The organism is Rummeliibacillus sp. G93, from assembly GCF_023515935.1.
In the GTDB taxonomy this organism is placed as follows: Bacteria; Bacillota; Bacilli; order Bacillales_A; family Planococcaceae; genus Rummeliibacillus; species Rummeliibacillus stabekisii.
The window spans coordinates 521,720-545,189 of the sequence record NZ_CP097314.1 but is presented as its reverse complement, the minus strand read 5'-3'; the positions used below and the strand labels follow the sequence as shown (position 1 = coordinate 545,189).

At 38.1% G+C, this 23,470-nt stretch carries 16 protein-coding genes; 1 reads left to right on the top strand and 15 read right to left on the bottom strand.

All coding sequences use genetic code 11. The annotated features are described in order from the left end of the window. Positions 1-15 precede the first annotated feature (15 nt). Entirely contained in the window at positions 16-648 is a 633-nt protein-coding gene (locus M2M59_RS02630) for a YcnI family copper-binding membrane protein (protein WP_249775419.1), read from the top strand. Between the two features lie 247 nt (positions 649-895). On the opposite strand, the gene M2M59_RS02625 is transcribed toward M2M59_RS02630, so the two are convergent. From M2M59_RS02625 to M2M59_RS02555, 15 genes are all read right to left on the bottom strand, one after another. Further along, positions 896-4,417 carry a S8 family peptidase gene (locus M2M59_RS02625; RefSeq protein ID WP_371923800.1) on the bottom strand — a complete coding sequence of 1,174 codons (3,522 nt, stop codon included), beginning with the start codon at positions 4,415-4,417 and terminating at the stop codon, positions 896-898. A 259-nt stretch (positions 4,418-4,676) separates the two neighbouring features. Further along, entirely contained in the window at positions 4,677-6,341 is a 1,665-nt protein-coding gene (locus tag M2M59_RS02620) for a glycerol-3-phosphate dehydrogenase/oxidase (RefSeq protein ID WP_249775417.1), read from the bottom strand. A gap of 147 nt (positions 6,342-6,488) precedes the next feature. Further along, positions 6,489-7,979, bottom strand: coding sequence for a glycerol kinase GlpK (glpK, locus tag M2M59_RS02615; protein WP_249775416.1), 1,491 nt, complete (start codon positions 7,977-7,979; stop codon positions 6,489-6,491). Positions 7,980-8,219: 240 nt separating this feature from the next. After that, a complete protein-coding gene (locus M2M59_RS02610; protein WP_147195130.1) occupies positions 8,220-9,050 on the bottom strand; it encodes an MIP/aquaporin family protein in 831 nt (276 codons plus the stop codon). A 187-nt stretch (positions 9,051-9,237) separates the two neighbouring features. Further along, positions 9,238-9,783, bottom strand: a complete 546-nt coding sequence (locus M2M59_RS02605; RefSeq protein WP_280524617.1) for a glycerol-3-phosphate responsive antiterminator — start codon at positions 9,781-9,783, stop codon at positions 9,238-9,240. A gap of 336 nt (positions 9,784-10,119) precedes the next feature. Continuing rightward, positions 10,120-10,902 carry a YibE/F family protein gene (locus M2M59_RS02600; protein WP_249775414.1) on the bottom strand — a complete coding sequence of 261 codons (783 nt, stop codon included), beginning with the start codon at positions 10,900-10,902 and terminating at the stop codon, positions 10,120-10,122. Further along, positions 10,899-12,017, bottom strand: a complete 1,119-nt coding sequence (locus M2M59_RS02595; protein WP_249775412.1) for a YibE/F family protein — start codon at positions 12,015-12,017, stop codon at positions 10,899-10,901. The genes M2M59_RS02600 and M2M59_RS02595 overlap by 4 nt, the downstream gene beginning before the upstream one ends. Before the next feature lie 118 nt (positions 12,018-12,135). Further along, the gene (locus M2M59_RS02590; RefSeq protein ID WP_249775411.1) at positions 12,136-13,053 is read right to left on the bottom strand and encodes a nucleoside hydrolase; all 918 of its coding nucleotides are present in this window, start codon (positions 13,051-13,053) and stop codon (positions 12,136-12,138) included. 343 nt (positions 13,054-13,396) lie between these two features. After that, a complete protein-coding gene (locus M2M59_RS02585; protein ID WP_249775410.1) occupies positions 13,397-14,647 on the bottom strand; it encodes a right-handed parallel beta-helix repeat-containing protein in 1,251 nt (416 codons plus the stop codon). Between the two features lie 183 nt (positions 14,648-14,830). Beyond that, the gene (locus tag M2M59_RS02580; RefSeq protein WP_147195136.1) at positions 14,831-15,511 is read right to left on the bottom strand and encodes a DUF4956 domain-containing protein; all 681 of its coding nucleotides are present in this window, start codon (positions 15,509-15,511) and stop codon (positions 14,831-14,833) included. 18 nt (positions 15,512-15,529) lie between these two features. Then, a complete protein-coding gene (locus M2M59_RS02575; protein WP_249775409.1) occupies positions 15,530-16,237 on the bottom strand; it encodes a polyphosphate polymerase domain-containing protein in 708 nt (235 codons plus the stop codon). 1 nt (position 16,238) lies between these two features. Further along, entirely contained in the window at positions 16,239-19,328 is a 3,090-nt protein-coding gene (gene pelG, locus M2M59_RS02570) for an exopolysaccharide Pel transporter PelG (RefSeq protein ID WP_249775406.1), read from the bottom strand. Positions 19,329-19,330: 2 nt separating this feature from the next. Next, positions 19,331-20,746: a GT4 family glycosyltransferase PelF gene (pelF, locus tag M2M59_RS02565; protein WP_249775405.1), complete on the bottom strand. Its 1,416-nt coding sequence runs from the start codon at positions 20,744-20,746 to the stop codon at positions 19,331-19,333. A 1-nt stretch (position 20,747) separates the two neighbouring features. Further along, the gene (locus M2M59_RS02560; protein ID WP_249775404.1) at positions 20,748-22,580 is read right to left on the bottom strand and encodes a DUF2194 domain-containing protein; all 1,833 of its coding nucleotides are present in this window, start codon (positions 22,578-22,580) and stop codon (positions 20,748-20,750) included. Continuing rightward, on the bottom strand, positions 22,564-23,469 hold the full coding sequence (locus tag M2M59_RS02555; protein WP_249775403.1) for a hypothetical protein: 906 nt from the start codon (positions 23,467-23,469) through the stop codon (positions 22,564-22,566). Before M2M59_RS02555 ends, M2M59_RS02560 begins: the two co-directional genes overlap by 17 nt. Position 23,470 lies beyond the last annotated feature (1 nt).

The window sequence follows — 23,470 nt, the reverse complement described above, 5'->3', positions numbered from 1 at the left end:
TAGGAGAAGATAAAAATGAAAACAAAGAAAAAATGGTTAACCCCTATATTAGCTACATCAATTTTAATGGGATTTACTTATACAGCGGATGCTCATGTCTCTGTACAACCAAAGGAATCAACAACAAATGCATATGAGAAGTATACAATGCGTGTACCTGTTGAAAAGGATATCAACACAACTAAAGTAGAATTAAAGGTTCCTAAAGGGGTCAGCCTTGTCTCTGTTATGCCAATACCTGATTGGGGTTATGAACTTAAAAAAGATAAGGATGGACAAGTCAGCTCAGTTATTTGGACAGCTAAAAAAGCTGGAATTAAAGCCAACGAATTTATGGAATTCGCCTTTATTGGTGCGAATCCAAGCAAACCAGGAGAAGTGAGCTGGAATGCGTTACAAACCTATAAAGATGGTTCTGTAGTAAAATGGACAGGCGCTCCTGATTCAGATGAGCCCGCTTCTGTGACTACGATTAACAAAGGCGATGCAGAAGCAGGACATACTAAGGCTAATGCTCAAAGCGAAGCCAAAACAACGGAAGCAAAAGCTGAAACAAGCACAAACGATTCCTCCAATTGGCTTCCAATTACACTATCTGCAGTAGCTCTTTTACTAGCACTAATTAGTCTGTTTCGTAAAAAAGGCTAATATAAAGAACGGGTATTAAAACCTGATATAAAAATGATTTTAAAAATGATTGAAGTGGAAATAACGTAGACTCCTGCGGGATAGCGAGACAGACGAGACCCCACAGCGTAGCGAGGAGGCTCGGCGCTCGCCCGCGGAAAGCGTAGTTATTTCCACTTCTTTTCAAGTTCAAATTTCGGCTTAAAAATAACTCACTAATAATATAAAAAGTCTTCAACCTCCTTAGAGATTGAAGACTTTTTAATTCTTATTTATTAGTTGAAATGCTTAGTTTATATGGCTTCATGCTAGCATTGCCATTTACATCATTCACCTTGATATGATATCTGCCTTTTTTCAGATTAAATGGGGTGATTTCTGCATCGCCGCTAGAATAGTAATCTGACTTAAATACTAGTTTTCCATTTTTATAAACAGAAATGACACCATCAATTTCTTGGCCAGCAGATAGCTTGATGACCCCTTTGGTATTTTTCGTTACATTATATTCATACCAGTCGCTATCTCCCTTTGTGATACCTGCATTGAAGTAGCCTGTGGCCGTTTTAACCTTTGTTCCTTTCAGCTTAAGTGGCTTAGACGGAATATTTTTCTTCACAACTGAGCCAGCATCTTCATCCTTCGTGGGTGCTGAAGCAAGTGTAAATGTGTAAGGGACAATAGACATTGGAACATTACCATTCATCATTGGTTCCATCATAATGAAATAATTTTTTCCCTTTTTAGCGTTAAATGACCCATATAAATGACCCCAAATACCCTTGTCAATGACATGTACATAATTATATTCTTCTTCATCTATTTTTCTATTATTATTTCGGTCTTCAATTATAACTGTCACACCTGCATACATGCTTAATAAATCCTTTGCATATGTTGCTTTCATGGTATCTGTAATGGTGTGCTCATCAATGGTAACACCGATTAACTCCGTTTTCTTTGCCTGATAATAAAAAATATCCCTATCATATGGCATTGCAAAATTCCCTTTAAACGATGCTCCAGGTAAATTTTTCACATTCTCAAATGAATCATTGTCTTCATATTGATCCTCTACTCCGGAGAGCCTTACCTTAGAGCTTAGCTTGTACGGTTCAAACGAAATACTATTAGAATCATTAAAGTAATTCGATTGGATATTCACTAAATATGTCTTGCCTTTTTTAAAACCTGTATAGAAATTCTTCTTGGTTGAGATTAAACTACTGCCCCAATCAATGTTATCACCAAGGTTATTTAAGTTTAATATTTTTTCACCTTTTTCATTTTTCTCCTCATCAAGCTGATATATATCCATCATTGGAATCTCATTATCTTTATTTTCTAACGTAAATTTAAAGATGGCTGTTTGTTCTGGCTTGATGACATACCAATCCTCATCCATGTTGTTTTGCAAATAAGCGGATGTCTCCCCAATCATAGAGTAAGGTCTTGCGCTATCAAGTATCCCCTGAACATATTCATTAGGATCTTCTGTTTGTGGATCTTCTGATTCTTGTTCTTCTGCCTCCTCAAGTGCTGCTCGTTGTTTGGCAAGCGCATCTGTTTGTAGGCTTTCAGTTCCCTCTGTTTCTTCAGTAGATTCTTTATCTTCCATTTTCGGATAGTTATCCTCATCCTCTGGAAGCACTTTCGTTTCTATTTTTAATCCATAAGGAATAATCGATTGTTCAACGGATGTATTGGATTCTGAAATCTCCATACCCATAAAGAAGTCAAAAAGGCCAAAGTAATTGCTTGGTTTATTGGAGACTTTAAGGATATAGGTTCCCGGCTCAGCTGAATAAGTAAGCTTATCACCTTCACTTGTACCACCATTATTGGCATAAGCAATTGGTTCAATTTCATCTTTTCCCTCTAGCATGTTCTTAAGCAATTTTGTTTTTTCTTCTTCTGTTGTTTCCTCATCAGGCGATAGTAGTTGGTCTAATTGATATAAGCTCATGCTTGGATTCACACCTGGCACTCCAGTTGTCGTAATCTTAACCGCTTGATTCTCCTCAACTTTGAAAGTAAAGTAATCATTATCGCCTTTCTCACCAATGAATGTATAGCCCTCTTTCGATTCAAATGGGAGTGCATCTATAGCTACCATATTTTCTACAGATGAATCATCCTTAGGGAGTTCCTTCGTTTTTTCTACGGACAATGAATAATGAGATTGTTTTTTTGATGTGCTGTCATAACTACCGTTTACATCTTTCACACCAATAGCCACAGTTCCTGAAAATGGTGCCTTTACAAGCTTTCCTTCCTGCTTGCCAGCTCCTGTGCTATTCACGTCCATTGTTTCTTTTTTGTTATCCCCATAGAAATGGATCATCATTTTATAATCATACTGGGCAGCACCTTCAAGAACAGCCTGAATCGATTCACCTTCTTCAACCTTAAACTGAATCCATTTTTGTTCGAAAGGCTTTGTTATCTCACCATTTACTTCTATCTTGTCATTACTTTCTACATTCTGAGCATTTTTAAGTATTTCCTGCTGATTCCACTTTTCCTTTACAAATGTAGGAACTTTCTTAGTGTTAAATTTCATCGCTTCTACAACATTCAGGAGACCGGTCGCATATTTCTCGTCAAAACCTGCTGGACCTAAGTCTGTCGCGCTTTGCTCTAAAATATACTCGACTTGTGACGGCGTTAATTTTGGATATTTGGACAGCAATAAAGCAGCGGCACCTGCTACCATTGGCGAAGCCATAGAAGTACCGCTCATTTTTTGGAAGCTTGATTTCTTCTCTGCCTCATAAAAAGTGCTGTAAATTTCATCTCCTGGGGCGACAAGATCAACAGAAGTTCCGTAACTCGAATAATCCGCTAATTTTTTTCGGCTATCCACAGCTCCTACGCTGATGACGCCTTCATAGCCAGCCGGATAATTCACCCAATCATCTCCAGAGTTGCCCGCAGACGCCACGACGACCACGCCTTTTTCATTCGCTTTATTGATCGCTTCTTCGATTAAAGGTGAGGGCATTGGCCCACCAAGACTCATATTAATTACCTTTGCGCCCTTTTTAACTGCATGTAAAATCCCTTCAGCTATGCTATAGTCACTGGCACCCCAACGTTCAAACACATCTATCGGCAGGATTTTGACATTTGGATTTATCCCGTATCCACCAATTCCGTTATTTTTATTGGCTGCTATAATCCCGGCCACATGTGTTCCATGATTATCTGTTGCAGGCTGATGCATTGGGTCCAGGGCGTTATAGCCAGGCAAAAATAAGCCCTTTAGATCTGGATGTTTTGTGTCAATACCTGTATCAATGACCGCTACAGTCACTTTGGTTTTACCCGCTAGCTGCTGGGCTTTGGCGATATTTAACATAGAGAGATGATACTGCTCTGCAGCTTTCGGGTCGGTATTCCCCATTGTCTGATAGTTAACACTTGGGCCGATAGACTGGACCTTCTGAAGTTTTTGATATTTTTGAATCACTTTATACAGGTTTTTCTTGTCCTTCACTTTTACTACGGCATAGTGCAGGTTCGAAAACTGCTTTACGACTGTGCCACCTGCAAGTTTGTGCTCTGTTGCTGTCAGAGGCTTATCAAATTTAATAACGAGTGTATCCTTGCTCAATGGGTTTTGCTTTTCGGTATCTCCTGAGTGGATTCCCTTCGCCTCGAACTTAGAAAGATTTGTACTACTAAATGGCTTGCTTACTGCCGCTGTCCAAGTTGGCATGATAGTAGAAGCCATAAGGCCAGTACTGACACCTAGAACAGCGAGTTTCTGATAAAATGATTTCAACATTTCCCCTCCTAAAAACATAGTCATATGAATCATAGCTTTTATTCAAAATTTTGGAAATATATTCCGTAACCAAAATTCCGCTAGAATTCGACACGCATTAGATTGAGATGTATCTTGACTAAGATAGGTCAATTTGTTAGTATTTACACCATTTATAAAGTGTAAATAGAAAAGGTGTGATAGATTTTTGACAGTATTTCATCCAACAAAAAAGTCTCCATCTTTTTAGATGGAGACTTTCATAGTTTCAATGTGATTATTATTTTTGTAAATCTGCTGGAATCACTGCAAAATTCAATTCGCGTTCTAGCTCTTCCTCAAGACGTGCTTTCTCTTCTTCAGACCAACCAAAGACTGTTTGCATATAATGAATAACTCTTTCTTTTGTTTGTCTCACAGTGTCTATTGAGAATAGAAGGAAACCTGTTCGTCTTAGGAAAAAGTCGAGCGGTGTTACAGCCATTTCGTGCTCGATTGCATATACAAGCATAGAGAATAGGCCAAGAGGCAAGCCACAATCTTTTGCTTCCTCTTTTTTCGTACGGGCAATTTCAAATAAAATTTCCGCATTTGAACCATATTTACGTACTATATCGTTTGATTCTTTTTCAGTTAATCCTACATCGATACCATTTTTAAGCTGATTGGCCATAAAGGTTTGGAAACCTTTTGAACCGCCAACATGTCCGCCTGATAATGGAAGATGTTTTGTTTTTGTGCCTGGGAATTGACGATTTTCTTCTGCAGCAAATTTCTTAGCCACAAGATCGACTACATTTTCAGCCATTTTACGATAGCCTGTCAATTTACCGCCTGCAATGGTGATTAGGCCAGATTGAGATTCCCAAATTTCATCTTTTCGGGATATCTCAGACGCATTTTTTCCTTCTTGATAAATCAGTGGACGAACGCCAGCCCAGCTAGATTCAACATCATCATCTTTTATGCCAACAGTCGGGAACATATAGTTTATCGCTTTGATGATATAGTTTCTATCTTCTGTTGTCATGCGTGGTGTTGCCTTTTCTTTATTATAGAAAGTATCTGTTGTGCCCACATACGTTTTTCCTTCACGCGGAATCGCGAACACCATACGTCCGTCTGGCGTGTCGAAATATACAGCTTGTTTCAATGGGAATTTTGATTGGTCGAACACAAGGTGAACACCTTTCGATAATTGCAGGACTTTGCCTTTTTTTGAATGGTCTTTTTCACGAATATCATCTACCCATGGCCCTGCTGCATTGACGATTTTTTTCGCTGTGATGTTAAATGTTTCATCTGTTAAAAGGTCACGCACGGTCACACCGATAATTTTTCCGTTTTCATATAAGAGCTCTTCTACACGTGCATAATTCAATGCCAATGCGCCGAATTTCACAGCTTCTTTCATCGTTTCCATTGTTAAACGTGCATCGTCTGTCCGGTATTCTACATAGTAGCCACCGCCAATGAGGTCTTCTTTTTTTACAAGTGGTGCACGTTCGATCGTTTCATCTTTTGATAGCATTTTTCTACGTTCAGATCTTTTTACGCCTGCTAAAAAGTCATAGACTTTCAAACCTAGAGAGGTACTATATCTGCCGAATGTTCCCCCTTTATGGAATGGCAACAACATCCATTCAGGGGTTGTCACATGTGGGCCATTTTCATAAACAATCGCTCTTTCTTTCCCTACTTCTGCAACTACTCCGACTTGCAGTTGTTTTAAATAGCGCAAACCGCCATGTACTAACTTAGTTGAACGGCTAGATGTGCCTGCCGCAAAATCTTGCATTTCCACTAGCGCTATTTTCATGCCACGTGTTGATGCATCTAACGCAATCCCGGCACCTGTAATTCCACCACCGATTACGAGGACATCATGTTGTACATCTGTCATTGCTTTCTTGATTTCTTGCCGATTTTTATTTGAAAATTCCACAGTAAACCCTCCTGAGAATAAAATAAAAAGAGGCCAAAGAAAACATTTATAAATAAATGTTTCTTTGGCCTCTCCAAATCTCCAACCTGTTATTAACTTGGTTCTATTATATCATTTTCTACATGTGCTGTCATTAAAAAGTGGTTACTATTTAAAAGCCATTGTTGCATGAATCGCTTTTTTCCAGCCATTGTATAGGTCATTTCTTCTTACTTCTTCCATGGTAGGCTCGAATGCCCGGTCAATCGCCCATTGTTGGGCAATCTCATCCTCATTGTCCCAGAAACCAACAGCAAGACCTGCTAAATATGCAGCGCCTAAAGCTGTTGTCTCATTAATGCGTGGACGTTCTACCGGCACATTTAGTATATCGCTTTGGAATTCCATTAAGAAATTATTCTTCACTGCACCGCCGTCTACACGCAATGTTTTAAGCTCGATGCCTGAATCTGATTCCATAGATGAAAGAACATCTTTCGTTTGGTAAGCAAGTGATTCAAGTGTAGCGCGTACAAAATGCTCCTTGGATGTTCCGCGAGTTAGGCCGAACACTGCACCTCGCACATCGCTGTCCCAATATGGAGTACCAAGACCTACAAAAGCAGGTACCACATAAACGCCATCAGTAGATTCTACACTTGTAGCGTATTCTTCACTGTCAGCGGCATCTCTGAACATTCGTAGTCCATCACGTAACCATTGGATTGCAGAACCTGCAACAAATATACTTCCCTCTAATGCATATTCCACTTTTCCATTCAATCCCCAGGCGATGGTTGTTAAAAGACCATGTTTAGAAGGTACAGGTTTTTCACCTGTATTCATAAGCATAAAGCAGCCTGTGCCATATGTGTTTTTCGCCATGCCTGGTTCAAAGCATGCCTGGCCGAATAGCGCTGCCTGTTGGTCGCCTGCAGCACCAGCAATCGGAATCTCTTGCCCAAAGAAGTGGTAATCTACCGTATTCGCATATACTTCAGATGATGGACGCACTTCGGGAAGCATTTGTTTTGGCACATCCAGAATAGAAAGAAGCTCTTCATCCCATTCCAAGTCATAGATGTTGAACATCAATGTGCGAGAAGCATTCGTGTAATCTGTTACATGCGCTTTGCCGCCAGATAGTTTCCAAATCAACCAAGTATCAATGGTTCCGAATAAGAGTTTTCCAGCTTCTGCTTTTTCACGTGCGCCTTCCACATTATCAAGAATCCATTTTACTTTCGTACCAGAGAAATAAGCATCAATCAGAAGACCCGTTTTCTCACGAAATAGGTCATTATGTCCTGCAGCTTTTAATTCCTCGCAAATACCGCTAGTTTGCCGTGATTGCCAAACAATCGCATTGTAAATCGGTTTGCCTGTCTCTTTATCCCAGACAACGGTTGTTTCGCGTTGGTTGGTAATGCCGATACCCGCGATTTGCTCTGGTTTAACGTTTGCTTCGGATAAACAAGATGCGATCACCGCTAAGATAGAGCCCCAAATTTGGCTTGCGTCATGCTCAACCCAGCCTGGTTGCGGGAAGTATTGTGTAAATTCCTTTTGAGCTGTATGAACGATTTCTCCTTTATGATTAAAAAGAATAGCCCGAGAGCTAGTAGTTCCTTGATCCAAGGATAAAATGTACTTTTCCATGATATGTCCCCCTCAATGCATATTTTAAATAGGTAAAATAATTTCCTAACACTTTCAGTGATTTACTGCCGATAACCGTTCCGCTTCAGACGCACTTTCCGTAGGATATCTTCTCATCACTTCGTTCTTGCGTGCCCGCGGAGTCGCCGTCTTCTGCTACACAATATAGATAAAGAACGTTCGTTTATTAAAATTGTATGATGTAATTGACTTAAGTAACTCTGATAACATTATATATTTTTATTCATTTATTTTAGCTGATTTGGGATCGTGTGCAATTTTCCCTTTCTCGCCAAAGATATAGCATAGAACAAGCAACACGATAACCACGATTAGTACGATCCAGAATAAACCAGTTAGCTCTCCTTTAAATGCTGCTTTAAAGAAAAGTGCACCGAGTGAACCACCTAGTATTGGCCCAACAACCGGAATCCAAGCATATCCCCAGTTAGATCCGCCTTTACCAGCAATCGGTAAGATGGCATGAGCAATACGAGGACCGAGATCACGGGCAGGATTGATCGCATAACCTGTAGTTCCGCCAAGCGACATCCCAATTACGACAATCAAGGAACCTACAGCTAATGGATTTAGCCCTTCTGAGAATTTGTTTGCCCCAATAAAGTCTAAGCCTAACACCAGAATAAATGTACCAATCATTTCGCTTAAAAGATTTGAAAATGTATGTGGTATTGCTGGTCCAGTAGCAAATACACCTAATTTAGCGGCAGGATCATCTGTTGCTTTCCAATGTGGAAGATAATGAAGATAGATTAACACTGATCCTAAAATAGCTCCAATCATTTGACCCAGAATATATTTTGGTACATCTGCCCAAGGAAAATCACCGTTCATCGCTAAGCCAATGGTTACAGCAGGGTTTAAATGCGCGCCGCTTATACTGCCGACTGCAAATACACCCATTGTCACCGCAAGCCCCCAGGCCAACGAAATGACAACCCATCCTCCGTTTTTTGCGAAAGATTTGTTTAGATTAGCACCGGCGCAAACCCCTGCACCAAATACAATCAAAATCATAGTACCTAACATTTCACCCCAAAATGGTGTCATACTAACCGCTCCCCTTTATTTGAATGAATTTGTGTAAAAGAAAAAGGGAGACCATAGACATAGATAGCTTCTCAAAAAGAGCTACTACTGCCTGTGATCTCCCAATCTCCTTCACGATTATTAACTTACAATACATATTAATCGTAAAAGAAAGCGCTGTCAACAAGTATTTTTACATTTCAAACTTCTAGGAAAAGCGCTTCCATATTTCTTTCTCTGATGTGGTAATCGCAGAAGCCCCTGCATTAAGCGCTTTTTCTGCGTCTTCCACTGTACGGATTAGCCCACCTGCAAAGATTGGAATGTTCAACCTGTCTTTTACCTCACGTATCATATGTGGCATGGCCCCAGGCATTACTTCTATAAAATCGGGTTCTATCTTCTCGATGAGTTTATAGCTTTTCTCCAGCGCATGGCTGTCAATTAAAAAAATTCTCTGCACGGCGATTACGCCATTTTTTTTGGCTGTGGTAATCACGGTTGATTTGGTAGAAATCAGTCCATATGGTTTATATTCCTGGCACACATATGTTGTCCCAAAATCATCATTTTTTAGTCCATGAACTAAATCCATATGATAAAACATTTTTTTATTATGTTCTTTAGCCATTTTATGGATATTCTTCAACTGAGAGATGTGGACCTCCAGAAATACCCCTATTTCAAATGGCGATGCTAAAAACTTCTCAAAATCCTTCATCGTCGACATGGCCGGCAATATTTTTTGCTGCAAATAGAATCACCTCCACTGCTACACCAATGTGTTTCTTGATTATATAACTTTTCCCCTTCTTTCTAAAGATTTTTGTACGGCGGCAGGTGAGAGTGATGATTCGGTTTATTATATGGAAAACAGTAGGTGTTTAGGACTTTAATTCGTCACAGACAAAAATAAATTTTTCAGTTAATTGGCAGTGAATTCTTCCGCAAAAATAACTGAAGCCAATTAACCACTTTGTACATTACTACCCTTCAAAGCATAGCACTGAAACGCGAAACCTAGTCATCCACCAACAATAAAGAAAAAGCCTTCATCTCCATTAGAAATGATAGGCTTATTACAGTTTTTCTATTCGTATTGTTTTGTATCTTCGCCTTGTACATATTTTGTGATATACCATGCATTAAGACCTGCCGCTATCGGAATAATGAGCGCAATGCCGATACCTCCACAGAAAATCGTCAGCATTTCCGCTCCGAAGACTTTCGAATTAATGATTTCCCCAAAGGAATATGATAGATCACGGAACCATAGTAGCAATGCCATGTAGCCACCAATGAAAGCGAAGAAAAGTGTATTCGTATCAGAGCCCAATATATCTCTGCCAATGACCATCCCTGAGTTGAAAAGCTCCTGGCGGCTTATTTTCGGATGATGATGAAATACTTCCCTTATCGGCGAAGAAATGGCGATTGCCACATCGGTAATGGCGCCAATCGTACTGATAATGATTAATGATACAGCTACTTTCACAAAATCTATTCCTATATGCACTGAAAATATACTGATACCCTCCTCTTCTTCTTCGCTGAAACCTTGGATCATCGCTTTTTTGGCGAATAGATAAATAAGCAAAAGAAGAATACTTATTGTGATAAGTGTCGATACGAAGGCAATCACTGTTTTGCTGTTAATGCCATTAATATAAAAGAGATTGATTGCACTAACGCCAATACATGCAATCAAGGTCAAAACCACCGGATTATTATGCGAATTTAACATTAAGATAACAGTAAATAGAATGACGATAAAATTCAAAAATAACGCGATGAAGGATTTTGCCCCTTTTGCCCCTCCAACAAGAATCATTAAAATAAGTAAAATTGCTGCCAATACTACAATCGTATTCATATATTAGCCCTCTTTCTCTTTATGAAAAAAATTGAAATATATAAGCCAATCGGAATCGCCAGCACAATACCTATGCCGCCCGCCAAAGCCCGTGTTAATTCTAAAGAAAGATTAACGGACAACGTGTATCCTAGCGGAAGTGCATTTTTTAAATAGAGAATCAACATGGGAATAGAACCGCTAATATATGCAAAAAACAAAATGCTCGTCATGGTACCCATGATATCTCTGCCAATTTCGAGTCCAGACTTTTTCAATGCCTGAATCGTTATGTCGTGGTTCTTCTCCCACAACTCAAAAATAGAAGAAGTGATGGTAATCGCAACATCCATGACGGCGCCAAGCGCTCCAATAAATAGTCCTGCAATGAACACGGTCTTATAGGGTCGTGTCAAAAACTGCATCTCTTCATAGCGAAGGCCGTTTTCTGAAGTCAGCCGCATGACAAGCAGTGTAATGCCAATAGAAGCAAAGGTCCCTAACAACGTTGTCAAAATGGCTGCATATGTTTTTTGGTTCGGCCCATTAATAACCAAAAGCGACAGAACTGTAAAGAGAATTACCAATAAACCCGAAAGAAGTAATAGATTTTGTCCAGTTCGTACATATATTTCAAGAGCTCCTGCCAGTAAAGCAATATTGACAGCTAAGCTAAAGACAGCGAATAGCCCCTGTTTTTTCCCAATCCCGTATAAAACAAAGAGAAACGCCCAAAAACCTGCCATCATATATTTATCGCGTTTTACATCTTGGATAGTACCCTTCAAGGTCTTCCCTTTTGACTTATCAATAGTGATAAATAACTCATCACCCGTTTTATAGGCTTGATCGTAGGCCTTCGATTTCGTGTATGAATTCGTTAACTCGATTTTCTTTCCTTTTTGTTTGCCATTTTTTAATTCACCAATCAGCTTCTGCGTGTACAGGCGATCTTTATTTCCATTCATATCTATCTCAGCTTCTGAATGCGTGACTTCCATATGGGCTACTTTAGCAATTGGTCGGTCATATACACCATAGTTATTCGTTACAAAAACCATGGAAACTAAACATAAAAAAAGCAACAGGCAAAAGATAAAAACCTGTTTCTTCTTCAAGTTGTTCTTCCACTTCACTAGAAATCCACCTCCTAGGCATAGGACGACATCTACTCTCACACGTTGCACTGCTCAAATGTCGAGAAGACAGGACAGAAAAAGAGGACACCTGTGTAGGGTCCCCTTTTTCAAATCGTTATACAGTATGATTAACAAAATGCTCTACAAATCTATCTGCATCTACTTCTGTACATACGCGAATTTTTGGTCCGCCATTTGACTGCTCGAAGGTTCTGCCGACTTCTTCCCCTTCTGTTATGACACCTACTTCGATAGACTCCATTTTAACAAAGCTTGGGTCAATCACAACGCCTACAGCTAGTGGATCATGAAGCGCGCAGCCGCCAATGCCAGGATATGTAGATTCATAAAAATCAATATAAAACTCTGTAATGTCTGCCAAAAATGCAGCGCTCTCTTTTCCTGTTTCACGCCATTCTTGCAACTTGGAAATTGGCAATAATGTCTGCATGGTTACATCTAGCCCAACAAGAACCACTTCAATACCAGAAGCAAAAACAAATTCTGCTGCTTCCGGATCCGCATGAATATTCGCTTCTGCAAATGGAGTCGTATTTCCTGGTACTCTTACTGCACCACCCATGATGACCACTTCTTTCACGAGCGAAACAATTTCTGGATCTTTTTGGATAGCAAGCGCAATGTTCGTCAGCGGTCCAACAGCAATAATCGTAATCTCATGTGGGTGTTTTTTCACCTGTTCAATGATGAAATCAGGTGCATATTGGCTTTCCGCCTGGAAATTCAAAATATCATCAGATCTTTTATTACCTAATCCATCCTCACCATGGACATGCCTTGCCCAATGCGTTTTCTCACCACGTGCGAAGGTCTCTGCCGCTCCTTGATAAACCGGTATCTGCTTTCCTAACTTTTCTAGTACAGTTAGTGTATTGCGGGTTGCATCCTCCACTGGCACATTACCAAAACAAGTCGTAAAGGCAAGCACCTCTAGTTCGCTTGCTTTGACTGCATATGCCATCGCCATTGCATCATCTATACCTGTATCTACATCAAAAATTATCTTGTTCAACAATATTCTCTCCTTCTTTTAAACAATTGAATCCTTTCAAAGAAAACTATGTATCGCAACTTACCAGCGTTGCTATATAAGAAATCCATGGTTCTAAAAAGGAACTATATCATATTGAGTAAGTATTTAGCTACTTTATTATACTACTTTTTTGAATCGTTGGTCTTTATCCAATTTTTGTCCCGCTATATCTACTAATAGATGGAAAGGCTGCTTTTCAAATACAATTTTCAAGAGAAAAGTAACAAAATGAAAAGCCAAACAATTAGAAAGTAACTTCTGCTTTGTTTGGCTTTTTCACGCTAGAATGTATTGTTCCTGATTACATTAAATTTAAAGCATCCTAGAAAGATAGAGATAAATATTCATAGGTTGGAAAAATGGAGAATTCAAAATAGGTTTTGTTATTTTTAAAAGTGTTTTCAGGATTTTTTTTCGGAGCGGGATCAATAGACGTCGATTTCTTTTTTATATAAAATTTATTGTCTATAATCTGATTCTTTTTGGCATATTTTTGAAAAGTAATCTCACCATAGCCTTGATGCTTAATATCATTTAAAGAGAATGCATTATTTGTAATGATATTTTTGCTTGCTCCACCATTTGAGGTATATGCCCCTCCTAATAGAAGACCTGCCCCGTTATTATTAAAGATATTATTATTCTTCACCGTTACTGAACTTGTTGTTTTCCCTTTTCTTTCGCTTGCAAGCTCTATCCCAAAATCATTTTTATATACGATATTATTTAATATCTTAACCGCTTTTCCTCCGTCTACATAAATACCGCCTGCAGCATAGTGCCCAGCGTAGGATGGGTTCTTTTTAGAACTGTTCAGATAGACACGATTGTTTTTAATCGTTCCATTTCTTGCTTGGTCTATGCACCCAGTACATGTCCCATAAAACCCCGCTATATCAATGCCAATATTATTATTATCATGTACTACATTATCTGATATAGTAAACTTTTCTACATTACCGTTCAGTGTTAATGCTTCACTATTACCCAGAATTAAATGGTGGATATTGTTGTCCTTGATTGTGATATCCGAAATAGGATCTGAGGCATTTCCGTAAATCAATATCCCATGTGCATTTCCTTTTTTCGAATGATTTTCAATATGATGAATATCATTTTGAAGGAGACGTATGTGATGGCTCTGATTCATAACTAGGATACCGTTCGGGTAATATTCAGGACCGTTTGTGATTAAGTTCTTCATTTCAAATCCGTCAATTACAATGTAATTTGCATTTATCGTAAAGAAAGCTGAATTCCCTTTCTTTATCACCTGGTCATTCATATTCATTACTGGCGTTTCTCCTGGATATGCCTTGAACGTAATATATCCATCTTCCGCTGTGCCGGAATTTTTAATAGAGACCAACTCAGGATAAATACCTCCCCTAACATATACAAGATCTCCAGGTGCAGTATTGTCTGCGGCTTTTTGTATTGTTTTCCAAGGCTCATGGATGGTTCCGCTATTCTCGTCATTCCCATTATTATCTACATAAAAAATACGAGAAGTGGTTGTCTCTGCACTGGCATCTATACACCAGATAAAGAGACTTAGGCAAGCAATGATCAAACAAGAAAGACATCTACTTATTGTGTTACTGCGCCATAAAAATCGAATATTATTAATTATATCGGTTTCCTCCTTTCTACAAATATTCCTACCGCTATAATACCATTAATGGTTACTAAAAAAGCTCACACCCGTAAAAAACACAGCCTCCATATAAGGCTGTGTTTGTATATAATTTATGCATTATTGTGCGTAGTCGCCTGTGTAGTTGACTAAGGAGCAAGACTGCACACCATTCATTTGGTCAATTTCTCTCAGAAAAGCTGTGTTGTCATCAACTAAATTAATCTCCACTGTTACCTCTGTAAATCCGTTACGTATGCTTTTGGATTTTAGCTTTGTATTTAGTTTTCGCAATAATACACGTAGCTCGTCAGTTGCTTCATCTGTATGCCGTATGATCAGCAAGTACACTTCATGTTTTGCTTTCTTCTTAGACAACCATGCAATGACCAGACCAAATGCAAGAGAACCAATAATAGATAATGGATACATCTTAGCCCCGGTCGCAATACCAGCTGCGATCGCCCAAAACATATATGCTATATCTAATGGATCTTTAACTGCTGTTCTAAAACGGACAATACTCAAAGCCCCTACCATCCCCAGTGACAGGATAATATTTGAGCTGATGGTCATAATGATTAAAGTGGTAATCATTGTCATTAGAACGAATGAAACATTATAGTTATAGCTATAGACAACACCGCGGAAATATTTTTTATAAATCCAGTAGATAAACATCCCGATGCCAAAAGAACAAGCTAACCCTAGTACTATATCAATATAGGATACCGTCTCGAAAGATTCGAGATGAAGGATGCTTTTCTTAAAAAAATCTTGAAAACCCATTGTATCATTCATATAATTTCCCTCAAGTTTCTATTTAAAGTTTTGAAATGTTGCTTCTCTGCATAGCACATATTTAGAAATAGCAGAACGCAGCATTCTCTCAGGTTGTAATAACTGACGAATGCTATCAGGTAAAAAATGGTCAAATTTCACTTCCATGATGACTTGTTCCGGCAATAATACTTCCTGAGAAATCATATGTTCATCGAACAAATCAATGGTATTGACTGCAGCATTTAATTTTTTATCGAATGTAATCCTTACGTTACCAGGCTCATACACATATGGTTCTCGTGTATAACTCACAATAACGACTGGCTGGAAATTTCGATACATTAAAGCGGCATAGAAGTCCTTGAGCAATACATCTTCTTTATCTGCCAAGACCTCCGGATGCCCATTTAAAATGGCCTCATACTCTTGCTTAGAAAGAGGTGCATTTTCCTTACATATAAAATCTCCATTCTTACTTTTTCTCTCTAGCGTAATCTTTTGATCGCTCCCGTTATAAATACGAATGCGATATTTCTCTCGATTGAGGACGCCGTTGTTTTTGTCATACAGTGAATGCTGATGTATACCATCAAAGTATAAACTTGAGATGAGATACCCCTCTTCATCAAATGAATGGGAATCAAGCGGTAAGAAACTAGCAATCTTCTTTTGTAATGCAACATACTCCAAAGCGTTGAGATAATATTTGAATTCGTGTCTAAAAACCTTTTGTGCAATATCCATATTAATCTACCTCAAAATCTCTTATTCCGTAATAATTTGTTCCTTCTTCATCTGTATACAAATCAAAAGAGTTTTGCTGATGGTTCTTGCTATCCCTCACTGATACCTTCCAGAAATAATGACCTTTAGCCAAATAGTCTAATTCCACTCTATTAGTGCGTATATCTCTCTTAGTAGCAACTATATTTTTCATAGAAGGATCTTTAGCAACCGTAAATGTATAAAATACATCATCGCCCTGTAAATCAAAGGAAACATCCCATGTGAAGATCAATTTTTTACCGTTTTGTTCTACATCATCCGTATAAAAAGGCTTAGGTTTTTGTATATCCGCATAATATCTTTTCTTAGCTCTATCCGGTGTATTTCTTATTAAGTCTAAGTCATTCTCATAAAGCTTATTTTCAATAGGCAAATAATTTTTATCTGGACTGCTAAAGACAAATGGTTTTACTAGATCTTTATATTGATTCATTTGAGCAGTCACTGTACGTTTATTGATTAGGTTTGATAACTCTTCAATTTTATCCGTTAATCTTTGAACATTTTTTTCTGAACGAAAATAACGATTTAACAATACATTTCCCCAATAGTTACTGATCCCTGCTTGGTAAGGTCGGATACTATTAACACTTCGCTGTAATTCCCAACCGCCATCATAGTCCCACGGCAAGATAAACCATTTATCAGAATTCAATGGTGAATAAAGAAAGAAGTTATTGGCATCCGTATCCATATTGTCCATGAGAATATTCATTGCGGTCCAAGTAAGCAAATTATCCACATCAAAGTGTTTTTCAATAACATCCTCTATTGGCATATTATCGTTATTCACATCATCCAACATAGAAATCAACTTTTCGGGGTCATCTTTTCCTTTAACCTCTAAAATGGATTCAAATTTTTGTTTATCATATTTCGGATCTGTTTTCACTTTGATTTCATCAGGATACCGATTAAATTCAAAGAAAGTTACCTTATATAAATAACCATTCGGATCTAGTAAATGTGTACGAAGAAACCTTTTATTCGGCTGCTCAATTTGTGTATAGAGGCCATAATCCTCATATTTCTTTTTGTTTCCATCAGTCAAATCCTTTACATACAAATGGACAAACTGCGTACGGAGGCTTGTCATATGTGGAATTTTTTCCATCAAGTCAAAACTCAATTTATTTCGTAAACGACTAGGATCATCAATATGTTTATTTAAATTAATTGTGCGTTGTTGCTGCCAAAGACCTGCACTATCAAACAATTTGATTTTATATGATTTCTGCGCAGCCTCTCGTGAAGAGTTCCCCCGAAGGCTTATTTTGGCATTAGGTTCATCCTCATTTACACTAAATTCCCCTTTATCACCACCATTGCCTTCGGCAAAAATAATATCCAATTTGTCTTTGTTCTGGCGATTGGTATTTCGATTGAGTTTATACCAATCTAACCCTTTAGATTTGTCTGGCAACACGGTAATATACATATTTTTAATGGAGTGATCTTGATCTTTTTCATACAAACGCTTATCATCTTCTAACTTATCGTTATTTTTCGCAGATTCGACCTCTATCTCATTCTTCACTTGTTGTTTCTTATTATCTGCCTGGTTCTCTTGGGAACAGGCTGTTAGCAACATTGCCGCACTAATAGAAAGAACGAAAAGAGAAAGAGACTTTAAGGGACGCGATAAAGCCTGCTTCTTCTTGCTCATCGTAATAGCTGGCTGAGAACAGAAGGTATAGTAATCTAAGTTTTTAATAATATAAAGCAATCGATAAATGGCAATGAATAAAACGAAGAATGACGCAAAAAACATGCCTGCTCCGTCAAAATTTATCTTCATAGTGCCAAACGTTAAAAGAACGTTCACTAGTATAAATAAGCCACTAATAAATAAAACTCCCTTTCGATCATCAAAATACATGAGCAAATGCAAGATAACAAACAGAATGATAAAGAAGACATATCCCAAACACAATATAAGGAACAAATCCAGTTGTTCCATGGTAAATCCAATCTTAGGCAAATACAGAATACCTAAAGCGATAGATAAAACCGTAAATAGCACTTGGACTTCTACGAGGAAGGTCAGCTGTTGCATCAATACTTCCCGAAGCTTCTTCTTTGCTTTGCTCATACTCTCATATGTGCCGCCGTTCACGACGTTTTGGTAATAATTTAAAAACCTTTCATAAAATTTGGTTTCTACCATCACGACAAATAAGACGAGAGACGACAATACAGATATATACGCGTAAAACACTGGCACATCATAAAATGGCATTAAGACAAACCGGCCGGCCACTATAAAATGACGATCAGAGAATATCCAATAAACAAAATTATGAATATAAACGCCAGAATACACGAACAGACCACTAAAAAAAATAGATGGATACTTCCGGATATACGTTAAAAAGGCAAAGTAATCTTTTGAATGATCTCTTGGAAAAACACGTTCAAAGTGAAACATAATCATTCCCACTATTACTGCGAATCCTACATCGATACCAGCTAAAGCACTAATTGCGGGTGGTAGTGTTGTCACTTTGAACAATAAGAGGCTAATTAATATTGAAATAACAACGCCAATCGCAAAGCCTCGTACTATTCTCTTATAGTCTTTCAGGGCAGATAAAAAAACATTTTGTAGCCAAATAATCACTAATTCTATAAAGAACAAATAAGCAACTAGTTTATAGCCTATCGATTCTTCCACACTATAAAGAAAGAGTAGAGCAATTACTCCAGCTAGCGGCACGACAACAATGAGTGTTCCATAATAAGCTGAAATAATTTTGCTGAATGACTTTTGGTACACCATGTCGGCAACATATCTAGTAGCGCTCATTGAAAATCCCGATGTTATGATAATGGAGAACACAAAACTATAAACCATCGTTGCAATAAACAGCTCGTTCTCTAAGTATCTGCTGCCATTCGCCTTCATCATCATTTGTTGGGCAAACATCAAAATTAAGCACAAAATCATTGGACCAATCGTAGTCACAGAAGAATATACATAAGCTCTTATATTTTGAACAAGCCCCTGTTCTCTATATAGTTTTCGAAGTTCAAAACCAATTCCCGCCATGTCTATTCCTCTCCTATCGATTGATATAATTTTCGATAGTTTGATATCAAAGCCGATCTGGTATAAAAATGTTTCACTCGTTCCAATCCATTCTTTCCAAATTCTCTGCGCAATGCAGGTTTATTGCACAGTTCAATCATGTAATGCGCAATTTCTTCATAATGCATAACCGATGCAATAAATCCTGCCTGACCACAATCATCATCTAATCCGCCAAACAGCATTTCTTTGCATCCACCAACATTTGTGCATACAAAGGGTTTCCCACAGGCTAACCCTTCAAGAATAGCCAATGGTTGGCCTTCACTGATACTAGTTAATAGGAAAAAGTCTATTTGCCCTAAAAAGTCTTTGATATTGACTAAACCTGTAAAAACAATATTTTTTATTTCGAGAGCTTCTACCAATTGAAGGCACTCCTCGTAGTACTCAGAGTCCTCATCAGTAGGGCCCATGATATAGAGCTCAACATTTGGAACCTTCTTTTCTACTAATGCAAAGCTTTGGATCATTGTTTTAATATCTTTAATAGGCACGACCCTGACGATTGCTCCAATTCGAATTTGTTGAGTATCTGATTTTACTTCTAGCTGTTGATAATCCTTCCACTCAACACCATTCGGAATAAGCTGAATTTTTTCATCAGGGCAGCCTAATTCTATTTCGATTTCTCTGTTACGGTTGAAGAGTGTCACGACTTGGTCTGCAGCATGATAAATAGAGCTTGATAAAGTGTAAAAGTAGTTAATCCAAATATCTTTGAAATATCCTTTAACCCAATCTGCTTTAATAATTTCTTCTTCTCTTTCACGTGAATAGATCCCATGCTCTGTCAGGACCAATGGCTTCTGGTATAGATGCTTGGCTAATGTCCCTATTACACCTGCATATCCTGTGGAGACAGCATGATAGATATCCGCTTTAGGGACCTCATGCTGGATGATAGATATGAGAGGTAGCAACATAGAGCTGATAGTCCAATATAGTTCAGTGAAAGGTGCTTGCGTGTATTCATTCTTCCCCATAAATTCGACCAGATCATAATAATCCTTGCTTGATAAAAATTCGCCTACATTAGAAAACTTCTTGCTTCGTATCAAATCAAATAACTCGTTCCAGGGCACATTTACATCATTATTGATTAACGAGATGAGGGACTCTTTCTGTACAGTCGAAAGATTATACCTTTTCCCCCATTTCTTTTTCTCATATAAATATTCATCTAAAAATATCTCTTTTAATTCCAATACATTTGGCGGCAGCTGGTATTTATACTGTCCCTTTTGTTTTGTTTCTGCTCCTATAGCATAAATGATAAATTCATGCTCCTTCATCGTTGTCATAAGGCTGTGAATCCAGCTAGAAACACCGCCCGCCACATATGGATAAGATCCTTCAGCTATCAAGCATATGCGCATATCAGGATTCCCCCAAATCAATTTTGAAATCTGCCTTTTTTGCTTCTATTAAGTACGTATGTGTATCAATCTTTATAGCTTCACAATGCTCTAATCTATTCAGCTTCTTATCTGTTCGTAGGATATAAAACTGGTTCGGCGCATAGTTGCTAATATGACCTTCCAAACTATTTTCCGTATTTCTCCATTCTACTTGCATTTGCAGCGTATTGGCTACTTCATAAGCTGCATCTGTTGATGTATTAGCACGCAGCCACGGATACGTTTCTTTAATTCTTGCCATGTATTGATCAAACTCATCATACATCTCTTTCCAGCCAAGATTATTGCTGCGATCTTCACTAATCACATCATCGGGGTGGGCAAAATGAGAAAAGTACCCTAACTCTGTAACAGTATTAGCGATTGACCACCGATCAAATCCGCTCTCAAAATAGCCTGATGTAATTCGAGGCATTTCAATAATGCCATCTTTTGCAACCTCAAACTCTTGGACATAGCCGAGCCCCGTCATATCCTCCCTATACACAGAACTTATGACAGTCAAATCTGGCCAAGCTGCCTTTAAAGCACGTCTTCCTTCTTCAGACAGTACATTGGAAGGAGGAATATAGCTTGTAATCTTGTAATTTGGGAATGCCCTGCTTACATACGCGCTGAGTTCACGAATGGAATCCGACATATCCTCTTCATCCTTCCACACCTTGTAGCCATATACTGAAGATACTTTTGGGTCTAAAACAAGCGATTGATGATTAAATCCATGAAAGCCTAATTCTCCGCCGCTTTTTAATAATTCTCTACCAAAGGCAATTAAGTAATGGCTATCTTTATCTTCTACACTATCAAAAGGAGGTGTTACTACATCTGTGTACGATTCGATAATCCCACCAGTGTATTTAAAACCATACTTCTTCGCTGTTTTCAGCATATTCGGCCACCAAATTTCATTATAGAAAGATGGGATGTCACGCTGATATTCCTTTGATATAGCAGCATTCCTGCCTTTTGGAATAGGTGCGGGAAAATCATCAATATAAAACAGCTTTTCATTAAACACAGGATAAATATAATCAGGAACTAATAGACTTAAGGCACCTGTAAATAGACCACGACTTATCTTTTCTTGCATGATGGTTCCATTGAAAACCATAAACGCTCCTTCGCCATATTTACTTTTCCAGAGGAGCGGCGTTTTATCTACACTTTCAGCAAGCAATTCTGTTTGATCATCAAGGTCCAGACTAATCGAATCGTTTGTTATAAAATCATCGTCGACTTTATATCCTTTTTCTCCAATTAATACATTTGACAAAAGGTGAATACCTTTTGGTGATACATAATCTCCAAAACTTGAGATACCCAACTTCCGATATAAAATTTGATATGCTGAATCCTGATTAAGGACTGACATAAAAAGGACATAGCCACCATTCTGTACATATTTTTCGATAGTCTCTACAGAACCAAGATCTTTTAAATGCTCGGTAGCAAGAATTGTGGTATTACAATCCTTTAACTTTACTCGGTGTTCCTTCGTATCAAAAATTGTGGTTAGCTTTTTCATATTTTCAAGCGCTTTTTCAGCATTCGCTTTTAGCTTCCTGTTATAATCGCTTGAAGAATTATATGCTATACAATAATTATCTCCTGTTAGCTGAGGAGTCTTACGCTGGTTCTCCAACGTTGCCAAATATTGATTTCTTTGTGGATGATCTGCTTTTTGAGCTTTCAAAACGGTTTGTGAACGAGAAAACAAGAGTAAAAGACCACAGGCAAATAAAAGAAATAGAATAATATATACTTTTCTTAATTCCTTACTTTTGAAGTTCATGCTTATTTCCTCCCGACCAGTATCTCACGACGGTAAGAGCACGATTTGAAAATTGGATTGTTGAATTCATCAATTCATCTAAAATCTCCTGCATCTTCATTTTAGATTTTGTTCTGTAATAGTACTCCATCAGAAACAGGTAGGGCTCCTCTTGCAAAGGGTACGCCTCCAAGTATTGAAGCCCTGTCTTCTCAGCCTCTTGGTATTCGTGCAATTCCATTTCTACTCTCATCTTCTCTTCATAAATCTCTGGTTCACCTTGCCCATGTTCAATCAATATCCCTACAGCTTGGATGTAAATATACTTATACTTCTTTAACGTTTGATCATCTAAAAATCCGCTTGCCATGTACTCTTTCACAACCTGCGCATATGATCTAGCAACCGTTGTGTCTTGCTGATTCTTTTCAAACTCAACAGAAAAACGCTGAAGTGAAAGAGATAATTTTCGTTTCACTTCCATGACAGCAGCTACAGCAAAGTGAGATGTTTCCGAGTCCTCATTTAGCACCGCCATTTTGATCACATCAATATATTGCATGGTATCTTTCTTTAAAACATCGAGCATCAATTTCCTTCTCGTAGCAAAATCATTGATAACCAATGCTTCTTTAATCGGAATCACATTCAATTCTTTTTCACGCTTTACACTTTCTTCTTTTGTTAATAATTCAATTTCTATATCATTCGTTTGCTCATTCATATAATCCTCTAAAAATTTACCTTCATTTGAAATAAACTTTTTTGGCCAAATGCTAGGTAACAACCAGCCAATTAACGGTAAAAAGGACACAAGCGTCATACCTAAAAGCCATTCCTTTACATTTCTTTTAGCCAACGCAAGGATAATAGCAGAGACTATTACATAAATAAGATAGAGGTACAGCATT